The sequence below is a fragment of the Azotobacter bryophylli genome (assembly GCF_042643485.1).
In the GTDB taxonomy this organism is placed as follows: Bacteria; Pseudomonadota; Gammaproteobacteria; order Pseudomonadales; family Pseudomonadaceae; genus Azotobacter; species Azotobacter bryophylli.
This window is the reverse complement of the sequence record NZ_JBHRSJ010000001.1, coordinates 274,280-298,736: the sequence shown is the minus strand read 5'-3', so window position 1 is coordinate 298,736 and position 24,457 is coordinate 274,280. Positions and strand designations below refer to the sequence as shown.

Below are 24,457 nucleotides of genomic sequence, written 5' to 3'. Positions count from 1 at the left end.
AGCCTCGCACAGCGACGGAGCCGGTTTACCTCATCAGGAAACGCCGTAACTCATCAGTCGCGAATAACGACGCTCGAGCAGGGCGTCGGCGTCCAGACCGCGCAGAACGTCCAGCTGTCCGGCCAGTTGCTGGCGGACAGCCTCGGCAGTGGAGGCCGGGTCCCGATGGGCACCGCCCAGGGGCTCCTTGATCACTTCGTCGACGATGCCCAGATCCTTCAGACGCGCAGCCGTGATACCCATGGCCTCGGCGGCGTCTGGTGCCTTCTCGGCGGTACGCCAGAGAATCGAGGCGCAACCTTCCGGCGAAATCACCGAGTAGGTCGAATACTGCAGCATGTTCAGCCGGTCGCAGACGCCGATCGCCAACGCGCCGCCGGAGCCGCCCTCGCCGATTACGGTAGCGATGATCGGGGTCTTCAGACGCGACATGACCCGCAGATTCCAGGCGATGGCCTCGCTCTGGTTGCGCTCTTCGGCGTCGATGCCCGGATAGGCGCCGGGAGTGTCGATGAAGGTCAGGATCGGCAGCTTGAAGCGCTCAGCCAGCTCCATCAGTCGGCAAGCCTTGCGGTAGCCTTCCGGACGCGGCATGCCGAAGTTGCGGCGCACCTTCTCGCGTACGTCGCGGCCCTTCTGATGGCCGATGACCATGACCGGCTCGCCATCTAGGCGCGCCATGCCGCCGACGATCGCGGAGTCGTCGGAGAAATGGCGATCGCCATGAAGCTCCTCGAACTCGGTGAAGATGTGCTCGATGTAATCGAGGGTATAGGGCCGACGCGGATGGCGCGCCAGCTGGGCGATCTGCCAGCTGGAGAGGTTGCCGAAGATGCTGGCGGTGAGCGAGAGGCTCTTGTCCTGCAGGCGGGCAATCTCTTCGCTGATGTTCAGCGCATTGTCGTTACCGACCAGACGCAGCTCTTCGATCTTGGCTTGCAGGTCGGCAATCGGCTGTTCGAAATCCAGAAAATTTGGGTTCATAGGCTTCCGTCATGCGTCGACGGCCAGGCCGCCGGATGCTGTTCCGTTTGGCGCCCTACCTTACGGGATCGGGCGCTCGGGGTCGAGGCTGCTGCATGTATCCGCGAAGACCGCACAGCCAGGCAGGCGGTTCCACTGTCGATACGCATCAGCGGTAGTGCAAAAAGACGTTGTCGCGGCCGAACTGGTCACGCAACGCCTGAATCAGACTGTCGGCCGGGTCGATGCGCCAGCTTTCGCCGAACTGCAACAGGGCTCGTGCGTCGCTGCCGGTATAGTCCAGGGTGATCGGACAGGCGCCGCGATGGCGACTGCAGAGCTCCGCCAGCCAGCGCAGGCGATCGCCCTTGAGCGCCTCGCTGGCGACCTGCAGGCGTAGACTCTCGGCCAGGCCGGTCCGTGCCTCCTCCAGACTCATCACTCGCCGGGCGCGCAGCCGCAGTCCGCCGGAGAAATCGTCGTTGCTGACCTCGCCCTCGACCACCACCAGGGCATCGGTCTGCAGCAACGCCTGCGCGCTGGCGAAAGCATCGGCGAACAACGAGGCCTCGATGCGCCCGGAGCGGTCATCGAGCGTGATGAAGCCCATCTTGTCGCCCTTCTTGTTCTTCATCACCCGCAGGTTGACGATCAGCCCGGCGACCGTCTGGGTATCCCGCGCCGGCCGCAGCTCGACGATGCGCTGGCGGGCGAAACGGCGGATTTCCCCTTCGTATTCATCGATCGGATGACCGGTCAGATAGAGACCGAGCGTCTCCTTCTCGCCTTTCAACCGCTCCTTCAGCGACAGCTCGCGAGCGCTCCGATGATTGGCGTAGACATCCGCCTCGGGCTCGGCAAACAGTCCGCCGAACAGGTCCATGTGGCCGCTGTCGGCGCTGCGCGCCGTCTGTTCGGCCGCCTGCACCGCCTCCTCCATGGAGGCCAGGAGGACTGCCCGGTTACGGTCGACATTCGCCTGGTAGGCCTTGGGTTCGTCGGAAAAGTAAGGCCCGAGCCGATCCAGCGCACCGGCGCGGATCAGGGCTTCGAGGGTCCGCTTGTTGATACGCTTGAGATCGACCCGCGCACAGAAGTCGAAGAGATCCTCGAACGCCCCTCCCTCGGCCCGGCACTCCACGATGGCCTCCACCGGCCCCTCGCCGACCCCCTTGATCGCCCCCAGGCCATAGACGATGCGACCGTCGTCGTCCACCGTGAACATGAATTCGGAGTTGTTCACGTCTGGCGCCACGAGGCGCAGCTTCATGCTGCGGCACTCCTCGATCAGCGTCACCACCTTGTCGGTATTGTGCATATCCGCGGAGAGCACCGCGGCCATGAAGGGGGCCGGGTAGTGGGTCTTCAGCCAGGCCGTCTGATAGGAGACCAGGCCGTAGGCAGCGGAGTGCGACTTGTTGAAGCCGTAACCGGCGAATTTTTCTACAAGATCGAAGATATTACCCGCAAGCTCGGCATTGATGCCGTTATTCGCACAGCCCTCGATGAAGCCGCCGCGCTGCTTGGCCATCTCCTCCGGCTTCTTTTTGCCCATGGCCCGGCGCAGCATGTCAGCGCCGCCGAGCGTGTACCCAGCCATGACCTGGGCGATCTGCATCACCTGTTCCTGGTAAAGGATGACGCCGTAGGTGGGCTTGAGGACAGGCTCCAGCCCCGCGTACTGGTAGTCCGGGTGGGGATAGGAAATCTCGGCACGACCATGCTTGCGGTTGATGAAGTCATCCACCATGCCCGACTGCAGCGGCCCCGGCCGGAACAGAGCCACCAATGCGATCATGTCTTCGATGTTGTCGGGCTTGAGCTTCTTGATCAGCTCCTTCATACCCCGCGATTCCAGCTGGAACACCGCGGTGGTCTCGGCCTTCTGCAACAGCGCGTAGGTCGCCTTGTCGTCCAGCGGAACGCGGTCGATGTCCACCGGTGGCAAGCCCTTCTTGGCCTGTTCGCGGTTGATGGTCTCCATCGCCCACTTGATGATGGTCAGGGTGCGCAGGCCGAGGAAGTCGAACTTAACCAGCCCGGCGGCTTCCACGTCATCCTTGTCGAACTGGGTGACCAGGCCGCCGCCTTCCTCATCGCAGGCGATGGGAGCGAAGTCGGTGAGCTTGGTCGGCGCGATCACCACGCCGCCGGCATGCTTGCCGGTACCGCGGGTGATACCTTCGAGCTTGAGGGCCATGTCCCAGATTTCCTGGGCCTCCTCGTCGGACTTGAGGAAGTCGCGCAGTACCTCTTCCTGCTCGTAGGCCTTCTCCAGGGTCATACCGACTTCGAATGGGATCATCTTCGACAGCCGGTCAGCCAGGCCGTAGGACTTGCCCTGCACCCGGGCCACGTCGCGCACCACCGCCTTGGCCGCCATCGAGCCGAAGGTGATGATCTGGCTCACCGCGTTGCGCCCGTAGGCTTCTGCCACGTAGTCGATGACCCGGTCGCGGCCGTCCATGCAGAAGTCGACGTCGAAGTCGGGCATGGAGATCCGCTCGGGGTTGAGGAAGCGCTCGAACAGCAGGTCGTAGGCCAGCGGATCCAGGTCGGTGATCTTCAGCGCGTAGGCGACCAGGGAGCCGGCCCCCGAGCCCCGGCCGGGGCCGACCGGCACGCCGTTGTTCTTCGCCCACTTGATGAAGTCCATCACGATCAGGAAGTAGCCGGGGAATCCCATCTGGATGATGGTGCCAAGCTCGAACTCCAGACGGTCGATGTATTTCTGCCGCACCTCTTCGTAGTTGGGCGTGGTTTCCTTCGGCCAGAGCACGGCCAGACGCTCCTCCAATCCCTCGTGGGAGGCCTGGCGCAGGTAGTCGTCGATGGTCATGCCTTCCGGCACGGGGAAATTGGGCAGGAAATATTTGCCCAGACGCACTTCGATATTGCATCGCTTGGCGATTTCGACGGTGTTTTCCAGGGCCTCGGGCAGGTCGGCGAACAGCTCGGCCATTTCCGCGGGCGTCTTCAGATACTGCTGATCCGAGTAGTTGCGCGGTCGTCGCGGGTCCTCGAGGGTACGCCCTTCGCCGATGCATACGCGGGTCTCGTGGGCCTCGAAATCCGCCTGCTTGAGGAAACGCACGTCGTTGGTCGCGACCAGCGGCACGCCGCGGCGCTCGGCCAGAGCGACCGAGGCATGCAGGTGCTCTTCGTCGCCCGCCCGGTTGGTACGCTGCACCTCGAGATAGAGCCGATCGGGAAAGACCGCCTGCCACTCCTCCAGCAACGCCTGAGCCTGGGACTGATCGCCATTGAGCAGCGCCTGCCCGACATCTCCTTCCTTACCATTCAGGAGGATCAGGCCATCGGCGGCCTCCTTCACCCAGTCGCGCTGAATGATCACCAGTCCGTTGTGTTGGCCCTCGGTCCAGCCGCGGGAGACCAGCTCTGTGAGATTGCGGTAACCCTCGGCATCCATCACCAGCAGGGTCACTCGAGACAGCGGGCCATCCTCCTCGCGACTAGCAAGCCAGAGGTCCGCGCCGCAGATCGGTTTGATCCCGGCGCCATTGGCGGTCTTGTAGAACTTGACCAGCGAGCACATGTTGCTCTGGTCGGTAACCGCCACTGCCGGCATGCCGGCACCGGCCACCGCCTTGATAAGCGGCTTGACCCGGACCAGCCCGTCGACCAGGGAATACTCGGTATGCAGGCGCAGGTGGACGAAGGAAACGGGCATGGGTAGACCTTGGAAAACGGGCGACGAGGATGAAAATTGTAACGGCGGTAATGGGAAAGCTACAGAGCGCAGCCTGACGCGGGCAGATCCGGAAAACGCAGCCCGAGATCCTTCCTGCCTGTTTAGAGCAAAGCACCTGTAGCTGTTGGCAGCGCCGGCTGCGCCAAGGCCTCGAAGGCGGCGCGTACCGGGGCGAACGAACGGCGATGGATCCGGGTCGGTCCCAGACGGGTCAAAGCGTCAAGATGCTCAGCCGTGGGATAACCCTTATGTGCGGCCAGACCATAACCAGGATAAAGGAGATCCATGGTCTGCATTTCGCGGTCCCGGCTCACCTTGGCCAGGATCGAAGCGGCTGCGATCGCCGGCACCTGGCTGTCCCCCTTGACCACCGCTGCAGTGGGAACCGACAACTGCGGACAGCGATTCCCGTCGATCAACGCCAGGCGCGGCATCACGCAGAGCCCCTCGACTGCACGCTGCATGGCCAGCATGGTGGCATGCAGGATGTTGAGGCGATCGATTTCCTCCACCTCGGCGCGACCGATACACCAGGCCAGCGCCTTCTCGCAGATCTCGTCGAACAACGCCTCGCGTCGTGCCTCACCGAGCTTTTTCGAATCGTTCAAGCCCCGGATCGGCCGGGACGGATCGAGAATCACGGCCGCCGTCACCACCGGCCCGCACAGGGGGCCGCGCCCCACCTCGTCGACCCCGGCTACCAGTTCCTCGACCAATGAGAAATCCAATCCAAGTTGCATCAGGCTCGCCCTGTCAGTTGCAGCACCGCCTCGGCTGCCTGTCGCGAGGCATCGCGACGCAGCGAACGGTGGATATCATCGAAAATGGTTTTCTGCCCATCCTCTTTTTCCAGAGCGAGCATCAACGTCTCGGCCAGCGCCGCCGGGGTAGCCCGCTCCTGCAGCAGCTCCGGCACCAGGGGGCGCCCGACCAGCAGGTTGGGCAAGGAGACATAAGGGATTTTCACCAGCCGCTTGAGAATCCGGTAAGTCCAGGGCGCCATCCGATAAGCCACCACCATTGGCCGCTTGAACAGCAAGGCCTCGAGAGTCGCGGTCCCCGAAGCAATCAATACGGCATCGCAGGCAGCCAGCGCCTCATGGGAGCACCCATCGAGCAGTATCAGAGAACAATCCAGCTCGGCATCCGCTAGCAGATTCTCCAACTGCGCGCGCCGCTGCGGATTGGCGCAGGGCACGACGAAATGCACAGGCTCTGAACTCATCCCATGCAAGCGTGAAGCGGCCTCGATGAACAGAGGCCCCAGGCGCGCCACCTCGGCACCGCGACTACCGGGCATCAGGGCAATAACCCTTCCATCATGAGGGAGCCCCAGTTCCTGGCGAGCCCGATCACGCTCGACCTGCAAGGGAATCTGATCAGCCAGCGGATGACCGACAAAGCTAACCGGCACTGACTTTTCTTCGTAGAAGCGCGCTTCGAAGGGGAACAGCGTCAGCATCAGATCGCAGGCCTGGCGAATCTTCTGAACCCGCTTCTGTCTCCATGCCCAGACCGATGGGCTGACATAATGCACGGTCTTGATGCCGGCTCGACGCAGCCTCAGTTCGATATCCAGGTTGAAGTCAGGCGCATCGATGCCGACGAATACGTCTGGGCGGACTGCCAGCAGAGTCGAGATTAGCCATCGTCGCCGCCGCAACAATTCGGGCAGGCGTCCGAGAACCTCGACGAGCCCCATGACAGATAGACGCTCCATGGGAAAATAGGATTTCAGACCCTCGGCCTGCATCCGCGGACCGCCAATACCGATGAACTCGATGTTCGGCAGACGGGCCTTCAAGGCCTGCATCAGCCCGGCTCCCAGAATGTCGCCGGACATTTCGCCGGCCACCAGCGCGACGCGCATTCCCCCGGTCATTTCAGCGGGTGATACCGCGAGTCGAGTTGCGGATCGAATCCCGGAAGACAGCCACCTCGGGAAACTGCGCGGCCAACTCTTCCAACTCCACCAGAGCCTGCTCTACCGTCAGCCCCTGGCGATACACCATCTTGTAGGCGCGGCGGAGGGCATGGATGGCCTCGGTCGTGAAACCACGCCGGCGCATGCCCTCGAAGTTCATGCTGCGCGCCTCGGCCGGATTGCCGAATACGGTGACGTAAGCCGGAACATCCTTGCCGATTGCGGTCCCCATGCCGGAGAAACTGTGCGCCCCCAAACGGCAGTACTGGTGAACCAGCGTATATCCGGAAAGAATCACCCAGTCGCCCAAGTGCACATGGCCCGCGAGTGCGGTGTTGTTGACCAAAATGCAATGGTTACCGATCACGCTGTCATGGCCGATATGGGCATACGCCATGATCAGGTTGTAATCTCCGATGGTGGTCTCTTCGCGGTCCTGAACGGTACCGCGATGGATGGTCACCCCCTCGCGGATCACGTTGTGATCACCTATCACCAGACGGGTCGGCTCTCCTTTGAACTTCAGATCGGGGGTATCCTCACCGATGCTGGAGAACTGAAAGACTCGGTTATGCCGACCGATCCAGGTCGGCCCCTTGACGATGACGTGGGGGCCGATTTCCGTACCTTCACCAATATGCACATCTGGCCCGATGATGGACCAGGGACCGACGCGCACACCGGCCGCCAGACTAGCCGACGGATCGATGATGGCGCGAGGGTCAATCAAACTCATAGCTTTCGTTCCGCACAGATGATCTCAGCCGAACAGACGGATTTGTCATCGACCAAGGCCTGACAATCGAATTTCCATATACCGCGCTTCATGCTGAGGAATTGGGCCTCGAGAATCAACTGGTCACCCGGCAATACCGGCTGCCGGAAACGCAGCTTATCGGAACCGACGAAGTAGTAGAGGGTACCGTCGGAAGGCTTGACGTCTAACATTTTGAAACCGAGGATTCCTGCCGCCTGAGCCATTGCCTCGACGATCAGAACCCCCGGCATGATTGGATGAAGGGGGAAATGCCCATTGAAGAAAGGCTCGTTGATGCTGACATTCTTGTAGGCGCGAATGCGCTGACCCTCGACGTCAAGGTCTACCACTCTATCAACCAGAAGGAAAGGGTAACGATGAGGCAGATACTCGCGAATCTCTTTGATGTCCATCATATTTTCAGAAAAGCCTGTGAGTAAAAATTAGGGACGCGCGTCTGGGCGGGTTCAGGCTTCTGATGAACCATCACCGCCGGAGGTCACGGTTGCCAGGCGCTTTTCCATCTGCTGAAGGCGACGAGCCAGATCATCCAACTGGCGTATACGGGCGACGCTCTTCTTCCACTCTGCTGCCGGCTGCATTGCCGTGCCGGAGGAATAAGCGCCCGGTTGAGAGATAGAACGAGTAACCATGGTCATACCGGTGACAAATACGTCATCGCATACCTCGATATGCCCGACCATGCCGACTCCGCCAGCGATCATGCAACGCTGGCCGATCTGGGTGCTGCCGGAAATTCCGCAACAACCAGCCATGGCTGTGTGATCGCCGATCTGGACGTTGTGCGCGATCATAATCTGGTTATCCAGCTTGACCCCGTTACCAATACGGGTATCCGCCAATGCACCCCGATCAATAGTGGTATTCGCACCGATTTCTACATCATCTCCGATGAGGACTCCGCCATTCTGCGCGATCTTGATCCAGACACCTTTTTCCTTGGCGAAGCCAAAACCCTCACCCCCGATCACCGCGCCCGACTGGATAACCACACGCTTACCGATCCGCACGTCATGGTAGAGCGTGACCCTCGGAGCCAACCAGCCATCCGCGCCGATCCTGCTGCGCGCCCCGATGAAGCAATGGGCACCAACGACCACCCCGGCCTCAATCCTTACACCCGACTCGATGACGGAATAGGCACCGATACTGGCGCGGTCATCCACAACGGCATCGCCCGCAATCACAGCTGTCGGATGAATGCCGGGGGACGCTTTCGGCTTCGGGTCGAACAGATGTGATAACCGCGCATACGCCAGATAAGGATCAGCCAGAATTAGCGCATCGCCGCCGTAACTCTCGGCATCATCTGGAGTCAACAGCAAGGCGCCCGCACGGGTTTCCGAAAGGAACTTGCGGTATTTCGGGTTGGCAAGGAAGCTCAGCTGCTGGGGGCCGGCTTCCTCCAGAGAAGCAAGCCCGCTGATCGATCTGTCCGCTGCACCGCGCAGGGTGGCGCCAAGCCGTTCAGCGAGCTCACCAAGGGTGAACATAGGAGATGTCATCATCAACGCATTTGATTCATGCGTTCGATAACTTGACGGGTGATGTCGTATTGCGGCTTGACGTCGACCACCGCACCACGCTCAATTACCAGATCGAAGTTTCCTTTGCTGATAATTTCCTCGACGGCTTTGTCCAGCTTCGGCTTGAGCTGCTTCAGCATGTCGCGGTCGGCCACAGCCTTTGCCTCATTCAGCTCCTTGGACTGGAACTGGAAATCACGCGCCTTCTGCTTGAATTCCAGTTCAAGGCGCTCACGCTCGGCAGTCGAGAGCTTTTCACCATCCTTTACCAGGCGATCTTGAATGCGCTTGGCATCGTCTTCCAAGGACTTCAGTTTGTTCAACTGAGGGCCGAACTTCTTCTCCGCATCCACGGCATAGCGCTTGGCAGCATCGGATTCGAGCAACGCCATCTGGTAATTGAGCACTGCAATCTTCATTTCGGCGAATGCCGGAGATGCCAGCAGGACAGCACTGAACAAAAACCATTGAGTCAATTTACGCACGATGCACTCCTGCTATGAAGCATTTACAGATAAAACGGGGCGGCTGTCAGTAGGTCTGCCCCAGAGAGAATTGGAAGAACTGGGTATCGGCATTCTGCGGCTTTTGAACCGGAGCGGCCACACTGAAGCTGAGAGGCCCCATGGCAGTGATCCAGGTCAGGCCGACACCAACAGCGCTAGCTAGGTTGCTGGGGCTGATGCTGCAAGAGTCGTCCTTTTTCCTGCCACCAGTCACACCATTTTTCTGGGCATTACTGCAGTTCGTATCGAACACGTTACCCACGTCCCAGAATACAGTACTGCGCAACGAGCGTTGATCCTCGACGAACGGAAGAGGGAACAGCACCTCGACCCCGCCGATAAGCTTGACGTTACCACCGAAGGGTTGTGGCTTCTGATCCGGATCATTGGCAGCGGGAGTACTGCGCGAGCCCAGACTGCCAGCACGGAAACCACGAACCGAGCCGAAACCGCCCCCATAGTAGTTTTCATAGAACGGCATCTTGGATGTCGAGCCAAAACTATCGGCATAGCCAAGCTCAGTATGGAAACGCAGGGTATAGGTTTCGGTCAGCGGCGTGAACAACTGAGCATTGTACTCAAGCTTGTAGAACGACAGGTCACTTCCAGGCAAGGTGGTCTGCAACGATAAGCCCTGAGAATGCCCCTTGGTAGCCATGACCCCCTTGTTCAGAGTCGACTCTGACCATCCGGCGGAGGCTTTGAAGTTCATGAAGCTGTCGCCTTCCTTGTCGATGAAATCCAGGATTTCTCCGACCGGATAGGTGCCAGGCTTGATCTTGTCCTGCTGAGCAGACAAGCCATAGCTCAGCCGTGAGGTCTCGTTAATCGGATAACCGAGGTTGACGCCAGCACCATAACTATCCAGCGAATAGCTGGAGTAACTGACATTGAGCTTGTCGTAATTGGAAGTGCGGTAAAACACGTTATAGCCAAGACTAATCCCATCGTCAGTCCAATAGGGATCGGTGAAGGCGAAGTTGTAGTTGGTCTGATAATTACTGCGAGTCAGACCGATGCTGACCCGGTTACCAGTACCGAGGAAGTTGTTCTGGCTGATTGAACCACCGAGCACGAGACCCGAGTTCTGGGCGAAACCTACGCTAGCACTGACGGAGCCGGAGGGTTGCTCTTCGACCGTGTAGTTGACGTCAACCTGATCGTCAGTACCTGGCACTTGGGGGGTCTCGACGTTGACCTCTTTGAAGAATCCCAGACGTTCGAGACGAACCTTGGACTGATCGATCAGGTAAGTGGATGCCCAGCCGCCCTCCATCTGACGCATCTCCCGGCGAAGCACTTCGTCTTCGGTCTTGGTATTCCCACGGAAATTGATACGGTTCACATAAGCCCGCTTGCCCGGATCGACCACGAAGGTCACCGATACCGTATGGTCCTCATCATGGGGCTCGGGAACAGCGTTGACGTTGGCAAAGGTATAGCCCTCGTTGCCCAGGCGACGGGTGATCAGTTCGGAAGTGCTGGTCATTACCTTGCGCGAAAAGACCTGCCCCTCCTTTGCCAACACCAGGGAGCGAATCTCATCCTCCGGGACTTTGAGATCGCCAGCCAGCTTTACATCGCGAACGGTGTACTTCTCACCCTCTTCGATGTTGACGGTGATATAGACATGCTTCTTGTCGGGCGTGATGGATACCTGGGTAGAGGAGATATCCATGTTGATATAGCCACGATCCAGGTAGTAAGAGCGCAGACGCTCCAGATCTCCGGACAGCTTTTCCCGCGCATACTTGTCGTCGTTGCGGAAAAAGGACAGCAGGTTCGTGGTTTTCAGCTCGAACAGATTGAGCAGGGTCTTGTCAGGAAAGACGGTATTCCCGACCACGTTGATATGCTGGATAGCAGCAACCGAGCCCTCATTGATCTTGATCTTCAGTAGCACGCGATTACGCGGTTGCGGTACTACTTCAGTTTGAATGTCGGCCGAATACCGCCCCTGAGCGATATACTGGCGAAGCAGCTCATTGCGGACCCCCTCCAGAGTGGCTCGCTGGAAGATCTCACCCTCGGCGAGCCCAGACTGTTGCAACCCCTTCAGAAGGTCTTCCGACTTGATAGCCTTGTTGCCCTCCAGCTCGATCCCCGAAATTGTTGGGCGCTCGACTACATTGATGACCAGGACATTCCCTTCACGACCGAGCTGGATATCCTGGAAGAAGCCCGTCCGAAATAGAGCTCGCGTTGCCTCCACCAGACGGCGATCGTCTACCTGCTCGCCGACGTTCAGCGGTAGAGCGCCGAATACGCTGCCGGCGGAAACCCGCTGCAAACCGTTCACGCGAATATCGGTTATTTTGAAAGACTCAGCGTGAACCTCAGCGGTCATCAAAGCGGCGAGGACCGCAGGTAGCAGCAGGCGTTTCATGAAGTCCTTTTTTCCAACTGTCAATAAAGAACCTGCCGCAAAATGCGGCAGGTTCGTAAATTCGGCAGCGCGTTACAGTCGGCTCAAATCGTTCAATAGAGCCAACAGCATCACCCCGATCACGAGACTGATGCCGATCTGCATACCCCAAGCCTGCACTCTTTCGGACAAGGGGCGCCCACGCACGGCTTCGACAACGTAATACAGCAAATGCCCACCATCGAGCACCGGAATAGGCAGCAGATTGAGTACCCCCAAGCTTATGCTCAGGTAGGCGAGAAAGTTCAGGAAGTCCCCCACCCCGGACTGGGCCGAGGCGCCGGCCACTTTAGCAATGGTTATCGGCCCGCTCAAGTTTTTTACCGAGAGCTCGCCAAAGAGCATTTTCTTCAGGGACTCGAACGTCAGGACGCTCATGCTCCAGGTACGCCGGAAAGCTTCGCCAATCGCATCCGCGGGACCGAAACGAACAGTGCGCAGCATCTCAGGAGGCCAGTCGACGCCCTCCACGCCAGCCCCAAGGTAGCCACTACGTGCCTTGCCCTCTCCTCGCGAGCCCAAGGTGACGGGCACCTGGAGCTGCTGCCCGGCACGCTCGACCTGGAAAACCACACGCTCGCCAGGGCGCGCACGAACCCTGTCCACGACCTGTTGCCAGTCATCCAATGTCTGCCCATCGAACGAGAGCAGACGATCGCCACTGAGCAAACCGGCCGCCTGCGCAGCCCCCTTCGGATCAAGCCGTCCCAACAACGGCGGGATGGCGGGACGCCAAGGGCGAATCCCCAGCGCCGCGATCGGATCGGGCTCATCTATTCCTTTCAGCCAATCCTCAAGAACCACTTGGCGCGTCTGAGCCACGTTGGATCCATTGTCACGCACGGTCACCTTCAGCCGCCCGGACTCCCCCAGACGCCGGACCAGTTGCAGGTTTACTGCTGCCCAACCGAAGGTTTCCTCGCCATCTACAGCGACGATCTCCTGCCCGGCCGCCAATCCCGCCACCGCAGCCAAACTGCCCTCCTCGACCGAGCCGATAACAGGTCTGACCTGCTGGCTTCCGAGCACCGCGAACAGCCAGAAGAAGAACAGTGCCAAGAGGAAGTTAGCCAACGGGCCCGCGGAGACGATCGAAATGCGCTGCCATACACTTTTACGATTGAAAGCCTGATCGAGGAGTTCGACCGGCACCTCTGCCTCTCGCTCGTCGAGCATCTTCACGTAGCCACCCAGCGGCACCGCTGCGATCATGAATTCGGTGCCTTTCCGGCCATGCCAACGTAGCAGTGGCTTGCCGAAGCCGATGGAAAAGCGCAGAACCTTGACCCCACAGCGACGAGCAACCCAGAAATGGCCGAACTCGTGGAAGGTAACCAAGACCCCGAGGGCAATGAAGGTGCCCACGATCATGTAAAGTGCACTCATCGAATGACTCCTCGGGAATCCATGGTCGTTCCAGGCGCGATACGGCAAACGGCGAATCCGCTCATTGCCAACGGATCAGCGCCCACCTCGCCGCAGCCAATCCTCAGCCAGCGAGCGCGCCTTGGCATCCGCATGCAAGACTGCATCCAGGCTATCGGCGGCCGTATTCGATTCCGCCTCGAGCACGTCTCCGATCATACTCGCGATTTCCGTGAAGCGAATGCGCCGCTCGAGGAAAGCGGATACCGCCACTTCGTTGGCGGCATTGAGCATGGCCGGAGCACAACCACCAGCCTCTGCAGCCTGACGCGCGAGACGCAAACAGGGGAATCGCTGCTCGTCGGGAGCTTCGAAATCCAGCCGGGCGACCCTGAATAGATCCAGTGGAGCAACACCCGAGTCGATCCGCTCAGGCCAAGCCAAAGCGTGAGCGATGGGAGTGCGCATGTCCGGATTGCCCAACTGAGCCAGAACCGAGCCATCGACATAATCGACCAAGGAATGGATAACGCTCTGTGGATGAACGACCACCTCGACCTGTGCCGGCTGCGCATCGAATAGCCAGCAGGCCTCGATCAACTCCAGCCCCTTGTTCATCATGCTCGCAGAATCGACGGAAATCTTCCGGCCCATGGACCAGTTGGGATGGGCACAAGCCTGCTCGGGCGTCACATCAACCAAACCCGCTGCAGGCATTTGTCGGAATGGACCACCTGAGGCCGTCAGCAGAATGCGGCGCACCCCGACCTTGCTCAGCCCTCGCTGATAATCGGACGGCAGGCATTGGAAAATCGCATTGTGCTCGCTGTCGATAGGCAGAAGCTGCGAACCACTACGGCGTACCGCCTGCATGAACAAGGCACCGGACATCACCAGCGCCTCCTTGTTGGCCAACAGGACTTTCTTGCCAGCCTCCACAGCAGCCAGCGTCGGACGCAAACCGGCCGCCCCGACGATTGCCGCCATCACGGCATCCACCTCGGGATGGGCGGACACCTCGCAAAGGCCATCTGTCCCCTGCAAGACCCGAGTAGCCAACCCAGCAGACCGCAGATCATCCTGCAGCTGACGCGCCGCCACCTCTGTCGGCACCACGGCGTATCTCGGACGGAAGCGCAAGCAGAGCGCCCTCAACTCGTCCAAACGGGCGTACCCGGTTAGTGCGAACGCCTGGTAGCGATCAGGATGGCGGGCGATGACATCTAGCGTACTTTTGCCGATCGAACCGGTAGCACCCAGCACCGTTATCTGTTGCGGATTCAAAGTTTCCCCCAGCCAGCAATCCAAAGAATGACAACGAAGAGCGGAATGGCTGCCGTCAAGCTGTCGATGCGATCCAAGACACCACCATGCCCGGGCAACAGGTGGCTGCTGTCCTTAAGTCCGGATTGGCGCTTGAACATGCTTTCGGCCAGATCCCCGACCACCGAAACGAGCACCACCAGCGTTGAACCGACCAGCGCCAGCGATAGCTCGGACATCGACCAGCCGCGAAACAAACCGACTCCTGCCGTGATCAACAGGCTGACCAACAGACCGCCAAACAACCCTTCCCAACTTTTTCCGGGACTTACCTTCGGTGCGAGCTTGTGCTTGCCGAAGGCCCTGCCAAAGAAGTAGGCGCCGACATCTGCTGCCCAGACGAGCACCATCACGGCGACGATGAGCCAGTTCGCTAAAGGCCACTGCTTGAGCAGCAGCAAGCCTTTCCAGGCCGGCAGGAGAATCAGCAGACCGATGAGCAACCGTCTAGCGGTACTCTCCCAGTAGAAACTGCTTTGCGGATAACGCAGCACCAACGGCACAGCCAGCACCCACCAGACGAGAGCCAGCGGAAGCAGCAAGGTCGAAATCACTGGAATTTGGTAAAGCATCCAAAGTGTCAATGCGACCAGTACAGCGAACCCCACCCTTGCCGCCTGGGCCTCGAGCCCGGCCAGTCGAGCCCACTCCCAAGCCCCCAGCGTGATCACGCCCCCGATAAACGCAGCAAATGCCCAGCCATCCAGAAGAAAAAAGCCGCCCAACGCGATGGGCAGGAGAATCAGCGCGGTAATAACTCTCTGCTTGAGCATCAGAGCCGCGCCTCTGTCTCGATCTGCTCGCTGGTCTTGCCGAAGCGACGCTGGCGAGTCGCGAAATCGGCCAGCGCCTTGCGCATGGCATCCTGTTTGAAGTCGGGCCAATAGAGATCGCTAAAATACAATTCGGCGTAGGAAAGCTGCCAAAGCAGAAAATTACTGATGCGATGGTCTCCACCAGTACGAATACATAGATCGGGCAAAGGCAGATCACCTGTCGAGAGGCAGCTCTGCAGGAGCTGCGGACTGATTTCCTCTGGCTGCAGATGGCCGGCCTTGACCTCCCGCGCCAGGCGCTGAGCGGCCTGGACGATGTCCCACTGACCGCCGTAATTGGCGGCGATCTGCAGGATGAAGCGATCCTGCCCGACCGTCTGCAGCTCGGCCTCGCGCATAGCCGCCTGCAATTCCGGCCGGAAGCGGGAACGGTCGCCAATAATGCGCAAAGAGATGCCGTTTTCCTCGAGCTTCTTCGCCTCGCGGCGCAAGGCAGCTAAAAACAGATCCATCAAGGCACCGACCTCTGCGGCGGGACGCTGCCAGTTCTCGCTGGAGAACGCGAACAGGGTCAGCACCTCAACGCCGGCCTCGAGGCAAGCCTCGATCACCGCGCGCACCGCGTCCACACCGGCCTTGTGCCCGGCGATACCAGGCAACAGGCGTTTCTTCGCCCAGCGATTATTCCCATCCATGATGATGGCCACATGACGTGGCACTGCGGGCTGAGCAGCCGTCTTCTTCTTGTCCATAAGGCTTCCTGTAAAAGCCGCTATCACACGGCCATCAGGTCGGTTTCCTTGTTCTCCAAGGCCTTATCAACCTCGGCAACATGCTTATCGGTCAGCTTCTGGACCTCATCAGCCGCGCGGCGCTCCTCGTCCTCGCTGATCTCCTTCTCTTTGACCAGATCCTTCAGTTGAGCCAGAGCATCGCGGCGAATATTACGCACGGCGACCCGGGCGTTCTCCGCCTCAGCGCGGGCCTGACGGGTATAGCCCTTGCGGGTCTCCTCGGTCAGCGCCGGCATCGGCACTCGAATGGTGGTACCCGCGGTCGCCGGATTGAGCCCCAGATCGGAGGTCATGATCGCCTTTTCCACCGCCTGGATCATGCTCTTGTCGAATACGGTCAGAGCCAGGGTGCGCGCGTCTTCGGCAACCACGTTGGCAACCTGGCGCAATGGAGTGTCAGCGCCATAGTAGGAAACCATGACACCATCCAGAATGCTCGGATGGGCACGACCGGTACGGATCTTGGCGAACGCGTGGCCCAGGGATTCCAGAGTCTTCTTCATGCGCTCCTGCGCGTCCTTCTTGATCTCATTGATCATGCTTACTCTCCTCGATCAGGGTTCCCTCGGCGCCCCCCACGACGATGTTCAGCAGGGCGCCAGGCTTGTTCATATTGAAGACACGCAGAGGCATCTTGTGATCACGACACAGACAGATAGCGGTCAGATCCATCACGCCCAGCTTGCGATCGAGCACTTCATCATAGGTCAGGTGATCGAACTTCTCGGCATTGGGATCCTTGAACGGGTCGGCAGTGTAGACGCCATCCACCTTGGTGGCTTTGAGCACCAGATCGGCATCGACCTCGATGGCACGCAGGCAGGCCGCGGAGTCCGTGGTGAAGAATGGGTTGCCGGTGCCGGCAGAAAATATCACTACTTCGCCAGAGGTCAGATGGCGCATGGCCTTGCGCCGATCGTAGTGGTCGGTCACGCCAACCATGGAAATCGCCGACATAACCAGTGCGGGGATATTGGAGCGCTCCAGAGCATCCCGCATGGCCAAGGCGTTCATCACCGTAGCCAGCATACCCATGTGATCTCCAGTCACGCGGTCCATGCCGGCAGCAGAAAGCGCAGCACCACGGAACAGGTTGCCTCCACCGACCACCAGGCCGACCTGAACGCCGATACCGACCAACTGACCGACCTCAAGGGCCATGCGATCCAGTACCTTGGGATCTATACCGAAGTCTTCGGAGCCCATTAGGGCTTCGCCGCTGAGTTTGAGCAGAATGCGTTTATAGCGAGGTTGACGTCCACTCACCTGCTGGGCCATTGCGAATCTCTCCTGCGGCACTTTGAATCATGACAGACAATTACGCCTGCGGGTTTTCTGCGCAGCTATGGCGCGAACAACAAATGGACGCTTCTGGCGCCCTCGGTCTGAGAGGCCTATTGATCGGCCCCATGCCCCGCCAGGACAAGGAGCAAACCGGCGCCTTGAGCGGCAAAACCGACAGGCGGATCGACCGAACAGACCGCTAGTTTGACAAAGAGGCCGCACGCGTGAGCGGGCAGCCTCTTGTCGGGACGACGGTGATAAACCGTCTTATTGCTTGCTGGCAGCGACTTGGGCGGCAACTTCGGCAGCGAAGTCGACCTCAGCCTTCTCGATACCCTCACCCACTTCGTAGCGAACGAAGGAGACGATCTCGGCACCGGCCTTCTTGGCAAGAGCGCCGACCTTGATTTCCGGGTCCTTGACGAAAGGCTGCTCGATCAGGCTGGCCTCGGCGAGGAACTTGCTGATACGGCCCTTGACCATGTTCTCGACGATGTTTTCCGGCTTGCCGGCGATCTTGTCGGCATTGAGGGCCAGGAAAATCTCTTTCTCCTTGGCGACGGCTTCCTCGGAGACCTGGGTCGGGTCCAGGAACTGCGGGTTGCTGGCCGCCACGTGCATGGCGATTTCGCGAGCCAGTTCGGAATCGCCGCCCTTGAGGGTCACCAGCACGCCGATGCGGTGGCCGTGCAGGTAGGCACCGACCACGTCGCCTTCGACACGGGTCAGACGGCGGATGTTGACGTTTTCGCCGGTCTTGGCCACCAGAGCCTCGCGAGCGGACTCCTGGGCAGCGACCAGCGGAGCCACGTCGGTCAACTTCTCGACGAAAGCCTTTTCCAGACTATCGGCGACGAAGGCCTTGAAGTCTTCCTGCAGAGCCAGGAAGTCGGTCTGGGAGTTGATTTCGACAATCACGGCCGACTTGTTGTCAGCTGCCACCTTGACGGCGATGGCACCCTCGGCTGCGATGTTGCCAGCCTTCTTGGCCGCCTTGATCGCACCGGAAGCGCGCATGTCGTCAATGGCCTTTTCGATGTCGCCACCGGCGGCAACCAGGGCCTTCTTGCACTCCATCATGCCCTGGCCGGTACGCTCGCGCAGTTCCTTGACCAGAGCCGCAGTAATCTCTGCCATGTTCGCAATCCTCTAGGATAGGTTTCAAACCACTCAACCCGGAAAGCCGAGCGGGCTTCAATTCGAAGGTGGCAAAAAGGGGGCCTAGCCCCCTTTTTGCGCACCGGGTAACGCAGGCGTCCGAACTTAGCCTTCTGCGACCTCGGAGGCCGCGACTTCTTCGACGAACTCGTCGCCGGTGCTGGCGTTCTGACGACCCTGGATAATCGCGTCAGCCATGGCGACCAGGTACAGCTGAACGGCGCGGATGGCGTCGTCGTTACCCGGGATGATGTAATCCACACCTTCCGGGCTGCTGTTGGTATCGACGATGCCGATCACCGGAATACCCAGCTTGTTGGCTTCGCTGATCGCGATGCGCTCATGGTCGACGTCGATCACGAACATGGCGTCCGGCAGACCGCCCATGTCCTTGATGCCACCCAGGCTGCGCTCCAGCTTCTCCAGATCGCGAGTGCGCATCAGCGCTTCTTTCTTGGTCAGCTTGGCGAAGGTGCCGTCCTGGGACTGGGCTTCCAGCTCGCGCAGACGCTTGATGGAGGCGCGAATGGTCTTGTAGTTGGTCAGCATGCCGCCGAGCCAACGGTGATCGACGTACGGCATGCCGCAGCGGGTCGCTTCTTCACGCACGAGCTTGCCGGCGGAACGCTTGGTGCCTACGAACAGGATCTTGTTCTTGCTGGCAGCCAGCTTTTCAACGAAGGCCAGGGCCTCGTTGAACATCGGCAGAGTCTTTTCTAGGTTGATGATGTGAATCTTGTTGCGCGCGCCGAAGATGTACTTGTTCATCTTCGGGTTCCAGTAACGGGTCTGGTGGCCGAAGTGCACACCGGCCTTCAGCATGTCGCGCATGTTGACTTGGGACATCTCTATTCCTCGATAAGTCGGGTTGGGCCTCCACGCATCCCAATATCCAACCCTTGCGGGCACCCAGGATATCGTGTCGATGCGTGTGTGGGTTTTGCGCTCGCTGGACAGGGATCCTCCGAGCGGCGCGCTTTATAGCATAAAAGCCAGCTGCGAGCTACAGGCCTGCAGGGTTCGCGGCGCCATCCATCCTCGCCTCGGCGACCGAGCCGTACTGCTTTGGCGGGGTTTTCCGTGCTTTTCTCGGGCTTCTGACCAATTTGGTTTATTATCGTTCTTTCTGATTTGTAGCCTTGCGCCCCGTGCGCCCAGAGAGTTTTCATGACCGTCACTATCAAGACGCCCGAGGAAATCGAAAAAATGCGCGTAGCCGGCCGCCTGGCCGCCGACGTGCTGGAAATGATCGGCAAACATGTGAAGCCCGGCGTCACCACCGAGGAACTGGACCGGATCTGCCACGATTACATGGTCAACGAGCAGAAGGCTATTCCGGCACCGCTCAATTACAAGGGTTTTCCCAAGTCGATCTGCACCTCGATCAACCACGTGGTCTGCCACGGCATCCCCAATGACAAGCCACTCAAGGATGGCGACATCGTCAATATCGACATCACGGTGATCAAGGACGGCTATCACGGGGACACCAGCATGATGTTCCTAGTCGGCAATGTTTCCGAATGGGCCAGAAGGCTGTGCCAGGTGACCCAGGAGTGCCTGTATAAAGGCATCGAACTGGTCCGCCCGGGCGCCCATCTCGGCGATATCGGCGAGGTGATCCAGAAGCACGCCGAGAAGAACGGTTTCTCCGTGGTCCGCGAATACTGCGGTCATGGCATCGGCGCCGTGTTCCACGAAGAGCCCCAGGTGTTGCACTACGGCCGCGCCGGCACCGGCCTGGAGCTCAAGGAGGGCATGACCTTCACCATCGAGCCGATGATCAACCAGGGCCGCGCTGAGACCCGTCTGCTCGGCGACGGCTGGACCGCCATCACCAAGGACCGCAAGCTCTCTGCCCAGTGGGAGCACACCATCCTGGTGACCGCCGACGGATACGAGATCCTCACCCTGCGCAGCGACGACACCATCCCGCGCACCCCGGCCTGACGACGGCGTACAGCACTCAAAAGGAAGGAACTCATGTCATGCCGCAGGTAGATCCGGAATTGTTCGACCATGGCCAGTTCCAGGCGGAGCTGGCTCTGAAGGCCAGCCCCATCGCCGCATTCAAGAAGGCCATCAAGCACGCACGGGAGGTGCTCGACGAGCGCTTTCTGTCCGGCCGCGACATTCGTCGCCTGATCGAGGACCGCGCCTGGTTCGTCGACCAGATCCTTTGCCAGGCCTGGAACCGCTTCGACTGGAGCGAGGACGCCGATATCGCCCTGGTCGCGGTCGGAGGCTACGGGCGTGGCGAGCTGCACCCGTATTCGGACATCGACCTGCTGATCCTGCTGGACGGCGACGACCATGAGACCTTTCGCGAGTCCATCGAGGGCTTTCTCACCCTGCTCTGGGACATCGGCCTGGAAGTGGGCCAGAGCGTGCGCTCGGTGGCCGAGTGCGCCGAGGAGGCCCGAGCCGACCTGACGGTGATCACCAACCTGATGGAGAGCCGTACCATCGCCGGCCCTGAACGCCTGCGCCAGCGCATGCAGGAGGTCACCAGCCCCGAGCGGATGTGGCCGAGTCAGGCCTTCTTCCTCGCCAAGCGCGACGAGCAGAAAGCCCGCCACGCCCGCTACAACGACACCGAGTACAATCTGGAGCCCAACGTCAAGGGCTCGCCCGGCGGGCTGCGCGACATCCAGACCATCCTATGGATCGCCCGCCGCCAGTTCGGCACCCTCAAGCTGCACGCGATGGTCGGCCAGGGCTTCCTGCTGGAAGGCGAATATGCCCTACTCTCCGAATCCCAGGAGTTCCTCTGGAAGGTGCGCTATGCCCTGCACATGCTCGCCGGCCGCGCGGAGGACCGCCTGCTGTTCGACTACCAGCGACAGATCGCCGGACTGCTCGGCTACCAAGATAGCGACGCCAAACTGGCGGTCGAGCGCTTCATGCAGAAGTACTACCGGGTGGTGATGGGCATCGCCGAGCTGACCGAACTGGTCTCCCAGCACTTCGAGGAAGTCATCCTCCGCAGCGACAAGGCCGACCAGATCGAGCCCCTGAACAGTCGCTTCCAGATCCACGACGGCTATCTGGAGGCCTGCAACGAGAGCGTCTTCAAGCGCGCCCCGTTCGCCCTGATGGAGATTTTCGTGCTGCTGGCCCAGCACCCGGAAATCAAGGGCGTGCGTGCCGATACCATCCGTCTGCTGCGGGATCATCGCTATCTGATCAACGACGAATTCCGCAACGACATCCGCAACACCAGCCTGTTCATCGAGCTGTTCAAGTGCCGCCAGGGTATCCACCGCAACCTGCGCAGAATGAACCGCTACGGCATCCTGGGGCGTTATCTGCCGGAGTTCGGGCACATCGTCGGGCAGATGCAGCACGACCTGTTCCACATCTATACCGTGGACGCCCACACCCTGAACGTGATCAAGCAGTTGCGCAAGCTGACCTGGCCGGAGATGGCGGAGAAGTATCCGTTGGCCAGCAAGCTCACCGCCAAGCTGCCCAAACCCGAGCTGATCTACATCGCCGGCCTCTATCACGACATCGGCAAGGGCCGCGGCGGCGACCACTCGGAGCTCGGCGCGACCGACGCCCGTGCCTTCTGCGAACGCCATCACCTGCCGGCCTGGGACACCGAGCTGGTGGTCTGGCTGGTGCGCAACCACCTGGCGATGTCCACCACCGCCCAGCGCAAGGACCTCTCCGACCCGCAGGTGATCTTCGACTTCGCCCGCCAGGTCGTCGACCAGACCCACCTGGACTATCTCTACGTGCTGACCGTGGCGGACATCAACGCCACCAACCCGACACTGTGGAACTCCTGGCGCGCCAGCCTGTTGCGCCAGCTCTACACCGAGACCAAGCAGGCACTGCGCCGTGGCCTGGAGCACCCGGTCGACCGCGAGGAGCAGATCCGCCAGACCCAGAGCGCCGCGCTGGACATCCTGGTGCGCAGTGGTACCGACCCGGACGATGCCGAGCAGCTCTGGTCGCAGCTGGGCGACGACTATTTCCTGCGCCATACCGCCAACGACGTCGCCTGGCATACCGAGGCGATTCTGCAGCACCCGGTCACCAGCAGCGATCCGCTGGTCCTGATCAAGGAAACCACCCAACGCGAGTTCGAGGGGGCCACCCAGATCTTCATCTACGCGCCGGACCAGCACGACTTCTTCGCCGTGACCGTGGCCGCCATGGACCAGCTCAATCTGAGCATCCATGACGCCCGCATCATCACCTCGACCAGTCAGTTCACCCTGGACACCTACATCGTGCTGGACGCCGATGGCAGCCCGATCGGCGAAAACCCGCGGCGCATCCAGGAGATCCGCCGCGGCCTGGTGGAAGCCCTGCGCAATCCTGACGACTACCCGACCATCATCCAGCGCCGGGTGCCGCGCCAGCTCAAGCATTTCGCCTTCGCACCGCAGGTCACCATCCACAACGACGCGCAGCGTCCGGTGACCATTCTCGAACTGACTGCGCCCGATCGCCCCGGTCTGCTGGCGCGCCTCGGCAAGATCTTCCTGGAGTTCGACCTGTCGCTGCAGAACGCCAAGATCGGCACCCTGGGCGAGCGGGTCGAGGACGTCTTCCTGGTCACCGATGCGAACAACCAGCCGCTGTCCGACCCGGAGCTCTGCATACGCCTGCAGCAGGCGATCGTCGAGCAGCTATCGGATGCCGAGAACCATAGCCCCCAGCCTAGCCAGATCAGCATCTGACCGGACTGAAGCCGAAGCCAAGAAAAAATGAACAACGCCCTGAACCTGCTGCAACCCTACCCTTTCGAGAAGCTCCGCGCGCTGCTCGCCGGAGTGCAGCCGCCGGCCGACAAGGCCCCTATCGCCCTGTCCATCGGCGAACCCAAGCACCGCTCGCCGAGTTTCGTCGCCGAAACCCTGGCGGCCAATCTCGACCAGCTCTCGGTCTACCCGACCACTCTCGGCCTGCCGATGTTGCGCGAAGCCATCGCCCACTGGTGCGAGCGGCGCTTTCGGGTGCCGGCCGGTTGGCTCGATCCGGCGCGCCACGTGCTGCCGGTGAACGGCACCCGCGAGGCGCTGTTCTCCTTCACCCAGGCGGTGGTGGAGCGCGAGCGCAGTGGCCTGGTGATCAGCCCGAACCCCTTCTACCAGATCTACGAGGGCGCGGCCCTGCTCGCCGGCGCCACGCCCCACTACCTGCCGTGCACCGAGGAAAACGGTTTCAACCCCGATTTCGACGCGGTTCCGTCGCAGGTGTGGCAGCGCTGCCAAATTCTCTTCATCTGCTCGCCGGGCAACCCCACCGGCGCCCTGGTGCCGCTGGATACCTTGAAGAAGCTGATCGCGTTGGCCGACGAACACGACTTCGTGATCGCTGCCGACGAGTGCTACAGCGAGCTCTATTTCGACGAGCAGAACCCGCCGCCCGGCCTGCTGACCGCCTGCGCCGAGCTCGGCCGCAGCGACTTCTCCCGCTGCGTGGTGTTCCACAGCCTGTCCAAGCGCTCCAACCTGCCGGGTCTGCGCTCCGGCTTCGTCGCTGGCGACGCCGAGATCCTGAAGAAATACCTGCTCTACCGCACCTACCACGGCTGCGCCATGCCGGTGCAGACCCAACTGGCCAGCATCGCCGCCTGGAACGACGAGGCCCACGTGAGCGCCAACCGGGTGCTCTACAGGGAGAAATTCGATGCGGTGCTGGATATCCTGCAGCCGGTGCTGGATGTGAAGCGGCCGGACGGCAGTTTCTACCTCTGGCCGAGAACGCCGGCGGACGATACGGTCTTCACCCGCGAGCTGTTCGCCCGCGAGCACGTGACCGTGGTGCCGGGCTCCTTCCTCTCGCGCGAAGTGGACGGCTTCAACCCCGGAGCCAACCGCGTGCGCATGGCCTTGGTCGCCCCGCGGGCCGAATGCGTGGAAGCCGCCGGGCGTATCCGCGACTTCGTGAACGCCGGCTGAAGCCT

20 protein-coding genes are annotated in these 24,457 nt (G+C 60.7%); 3 read left to right on the top strand and 17 right to left on the bottom strand.

Features of this window, described 5'->3' with window-relative positions:
• Positions 1-33: 33 nt before the first annotated feature.
• The 17 genes from ACFOJE_RS01425 to rpsB form a co-directional block, all read right to left on the bottom strand.
• Positions 34-984, bottom strand: coding sequence for an acetyl-CoA carboxylase carboxyltransferase subunit alpha (locus ACFOJE_RS01425; RefSeq protein WP_377812443.1), 951 nt, complete (start codon positions 982-984; stop codon positions 34-36).
• A 148-nt stretch (positions 985-1,132) separates the two neighbouring features.
• Positions 1,133-4,654 carry a DNA polymerase III subunit alpha gene (gene dnaE, locus ACFOJE_RS01420; RefSeq protein WP_377812442.1) on the bottom strand — a complete coding sequence of 1,174 codons (3,522 nt, stop codon included), beginning with the start codon at positions 4,652-4,654 and terminating at the stop codon, positions 1,133-1,135.
• Between the two features lie 122 nt (positions 4,655-4,776).
• Positions 4,777-5,415 carry a ribonuclease HII gene (gene rnhB, locus ACFOJE_RS01415; RefSeq protein ID WP_377812440.1) on the bottom strand — a complete coding sequence of 213 codons (639 nt, stop codon included), beginning with the start codon at positions 5,413-5,415 and terminating at the stop codon, positions 4,777-4,779.
• A complete protein-coding gene (gene lpxB, locus ACFOJE_RS01410) occupies positions 5,415-6,557 on the bottom strand; it encodes a lipid-A-disaccharide synthase (RefSeq protein WP_377812439.1) in 1,143 nt (380 codons plus the stop codon). Before lpxB ends, rnhB begins: the two co-directional genes overlap by 1 nt.
• Position 6,558: 1 nt before the next feature.
• Positions 6,559-7,335 carry an acyl-ACP--UDP-N-acetylglucosamine O-acyltransferase gene (lpxA, locus tag ACFOJE_RS01405; RefSeq protein WP_377812437.1) on the bottom strand — a complete coding sequence of 259 codons (777 nt, stop codon included), beginning with the start codon at positions 7,333-7,335 and terminating at the stop codon, positions 6,559-6,561.
• Complete coding sequence (gene fabZ, locus ACFOJE_RS01400) at positions 7,332-7,772, bottom strand: 3-hydroxyacyl-ACP dehydratase FabZ (protein ID WP_377812436.1); 441 nt, start codon at positions 7,770-7,772, stop codon at positions 7,332-7,334. Before fabZ ends, lpxA begins: the two co-directional genes overlap by 4 nt.
• A 51-nt stretch (positions 7,773-7,823) precedes the next feature.
• Positions 7,824-8,882: a UDP-3-O-(3-hydroxymyristoyl)glucosamine N-acyltransferase gene (lpxD, locus tag ACFOJE_RS01395; protein WP_377812638.1), complete on the bottom strand. Its 1,059-nt coding sequence runs from the start codon at positions 8,880-8,882 to the stop codon at positions 7,824-7,826.
• A 2-nt stretch (positions 8,883-8,884) separates the two neighbouring features.
• The gene (locus ACFOJE_RS01390; RefSeq protein WP_377812435.1) at positions 8,885-9,388 is read right to left on the bottom strand and encodes an OmpH family outer membrane protein; all 504 of its coding nucleotides are present in this window, start codon (positions 9,386-9,388) and stop codon (positions 8,885-8,887) included.
• A 46-nt stretch (positions 9,389-9,434) separates the two neighbouring features.
• Positions 9,435-11,795: an outer membrane protein assembly factor BamA gene (gene bamA, locus ACFOJE_RS01385; protein ID WP_377812434.1), complete on the bottom strand. Its 2,361-nt coding sequence runs from the start codon at positions 11,793-11,795 to the stop codon at positions 9,435-9,437.
• 72 nt (positions 11,796-11,867) lie between these two features.
• Positions 11,868-13,220: a sigma E protease regulator RseP gene (gene rseP / locus ACFOJE_RS01380; protein WP_377812433.1), complete on the bottom strand. Its 1,353-nt coding sequence runs from the start codon at positions 13,218-13,220 to the stop codon at positions 11,868-11,870.
• A gap of 75 nt (positions 13,221-13,295) precedes the next feature.
• On the bottom strand, positions 13,296-14,483 hold the full coding sequence (ispC, locus tag ACFOJE_RS01375; protein WP_377812432.1) for a 1-deoxy-D-xylulose-5-phosphate reductoisomerase: 1,188 nt from the start codon (positions 14,481-14,483) through the stop codon (positions 13,296-13,298).
• Positions 14,480-15,295, bottom strand: a complete 816-nt coding sequence (locus tag ACFOJE_RS01370; RefSeq protein ID WP_377812430.1) for a phosphatidate cytidylyltransferase — start codon at positions 15,293-15,295, stop codon at positions 14,480-14,482. Before ACFOJE_RS01370 ends, ispC begins: the two co-directional genes overlap by 4 nt.
• Positions 15,295-16,050 carry a polyprenyl diphosphate synthase gene (uppS, locus tag ACFOJE_RS01365; RefSeq protein WP_377812429.1) on the bottom strand — a complete coding sequence of 252 codons (756 nt, stop codon included), beginning with the start codon at positions 16,048-16,050 and terminating at the stop codon, positions 15,295-15,297. Before uppS ends, ACFOJE_RS01370 begins: the two co-directional genes overlap by 1 nt.
• A gap of 23 nt (positions 16,051-16,073) precedes the next feature.
• Positions 16,074-16,631: a ribosome recycling factor gene (frr, locus tag ACFOJE_RS01360; protein WP_377812428.1), complete on the bottom strand. Its 558-nt coding sequence runs from the start codon at positions 16,629-16,631 to the stop codon at positions 16,074-16,076.
• On the bottom strand, positions 16,621-17,370 hold the full coding sequence (pyrH, locus tag ACFOJE_RS01355) for a UMP kinase (protein ID WP_377812427.1): 750 nt from the start codon (positions 17,368-17,370) through the stop codon (positions 16,621-16,623). The genes frr and pyrH overlap by 11 nt, the downstream gene beginning before the upstream one ends.
• A gap of 273 nt (positions 17,371-17,643) precedes the next feature.
• Complete coding sequence (gene tsf / locus ACFOJE_RS01350) at positions 17,644-18,513, bottom strand: translation elongation factor Ts (RefSeq protein WP_377812426.1); 870 nt, start codon at positions 18,511-18,513, stop codon at positions 17,644-17,646.
• A gap of 126 nt (positions 18,514-18,639) precedes the next feature.
• The gene (gene rpsB / locus ACFOJE_RS01345) at positions 18,640-19,380 is read right to left on the bottom strand and encodes a 30S ribosomal protein S2 (RefSeq protein ID WP_377812425.1); all 741 of its coding nucleotides are present in this window, start codon (positions 19,378-19,380) and stop codon (positions 18,640-18,642) included.
• Positions 19,381-19,701: 321 nt separating this feature from the next.
• Between rpsB and map the strand changes: the two genes are divergently transcribed.
• From map to dapC, 3 genes are read left to right on the top strand one after another with little or no spacing between them, the layout of a single operon-like run.
• Complete coding sequence (gene map / locus ACFOJE_RS01340; protein WP_377812424.1) at positions 19,702-20,484, top strand: type I methionyl aminopeptidase; 783 nt, start codon at positions 19,702-19,704, stop codon at positions 20,482-20,484.
• Between the two features lie 38 nt (positions 20,485-20,522).
• Positions 20,523-23,228 carry a [protein-PII] uridylyltransferase gene (locus ACFOJE_RS01335; RefSeq protein WP_377812423.1) on the top strand — a complete coding sequence of 902 codons (2,706 nt, stop codon included), beginning with the start codon at positions 20,523-20,525 and terminating at the stop codon, positions 23,226-23,228.
• 27 nt (positions 23,229-23,255) lie between these two features.
• A complete protein-coding gene (gene dapC / locus ACFOJE_RS01330) occupies positions 23,256-24,452 on the top strand; it encodes a succinyldiaminopimelate transaminase (RefSeq protein ID WP_377812422.1) in 1,197 nt (398 codons plus the stop codon).
• Positions 24,453-24,457 lie beyond the last annotated feature (5 nt).

What these genes read in the sequence shown, in the direction of transcription:
- ACFOJE_RS01425 (WP_377812443.1), bottom strand. Translation starts at nt 984, where the DNA reads ATGAACCCAAATTTTCTGGATTTCGAACAGCCGATTGCCGACCTGCAA.
- dnaE (WP_377812442.1), bottom strand. Translation starts at nt 4,654, where the DNA reads ATGCCCGTTTCCTTCGTCCACCTGCGCCTGCATACCGAGTATTCCCTG.
- rnhB (WP_377812440.1), bottom strand. Translation starts at nt 5,415, where the DNA reads ATGCAACTTGGATTGGATTTCTCATTGGTCGAGGAACTGGTAGCCGGG.
- lpxB (WP_377812439.1), bottom strand. Translation starts at nt 6,557, where the DNA reads ATGACCGGGGGAATGCGCGTCGCGCTGGTGGCCGGCGAAATGTCCGGC.
- lpxA (WP_377812437.1), bottom strand. Translation starts at nt 7,335, where the DNA reads ATGAGTTTGATTGACCCTCGCGCCATCATCGATCCGTCGGCTAGTCTG.
- fabZ (WP_377812436.1), bottom strand. Translation starts at nt 7,772, where the DNA reads ATGATGGACATCAAAGAGATTCGCGAGTATCTGCCTCATCGTTACCCT.
- lpxD (WP_377812638.1), bottom strand. Translation starts at nt 8,882, where the DNA reads ATGACATCTCCTATGTTCACCCTTGGTGAGCTCGCTGAACGGCTTGGC.
- bamA (WP_377812434.1), bottom strand. Translation starts at nt 11,795, where the DNA reads ATGAAACGCCTGCTGCTACCTGCGGTCCTCGCCGCTTTGATGACCGCT.
- rseP (WP_377812433.1), bottom strand. Translation starts at nt 13,220, where the DNA reads ATGAGTGCACTTTACATGATCGTGGGCACCTTCATTGCCCTCGGGGTC.
- ACFOJE_RS01370 (WP_377812430.1), bottom strand. Translation starts at nt 15,295, where the DNA reads ATGCTCAAGCAGAGAGTTATTACCGCGCTGATTCTCCTGCCCATCGCG.
- uppS (WP_377812429.1), bottom strand. Translation starts at nt 16,050, where the DNA reads ATGGACAAGAAGAAGACGGCTGCTCAGCCCGCAGTGCCACGTCATGTG.
- frr (WP_377812428.1), bottom strand. Translation starts at nt 16,631, where the DNA reads ATGATCAATGAGATCAAGAAGGACGCGCAGGAGCGCATGAAGAAGACT.
- pyrH (WP_377812427.1), bottom strand. Translation starts at nt 17,370, where the DNA reads ATGGCCCAGCAGGTGAGTGGACGTCAACCTCGCTATAAACGCATTCTG.
- tsf (WP_377812426.1), bottom strand. Translation starts at nt 18,513, where the DNA reads ATGGCAGAGATTACTGCGGCTCTGGTCAAGGAACTGCGCGAGCGTACC.
- rpsB (WP_377812425.1), bottom strand. Translation starts at nt 19,380, where the DNA reads ATGTCCCAAGTCAACATGCGCGACATGCTGAAGGCCGGTGTGCACTTC.
- map (WP_377812424.1), top strand. Translation starts at nt 19,702, where the DNA reads ATGACCGTCACTATCAAGACGCCCGAGGAAATCGAAAAAATGCGCGTA.
- ACFOJE_RS01335 (WP_377812423.1), top strand. Translation starts at nt 20,523, where the DNA reads ATGCCGCAGGTAGATCCGGAATTGTTCGACCATGGCCAGTTCCAGGCG.
- dapC (WP_377812422.1), top strand. Translation starts at nt 23,256, where the DNA reads ATGAACAACGCCCTGAACCTGCTGCAACCCTACCCTTTCGAGAAGCTC.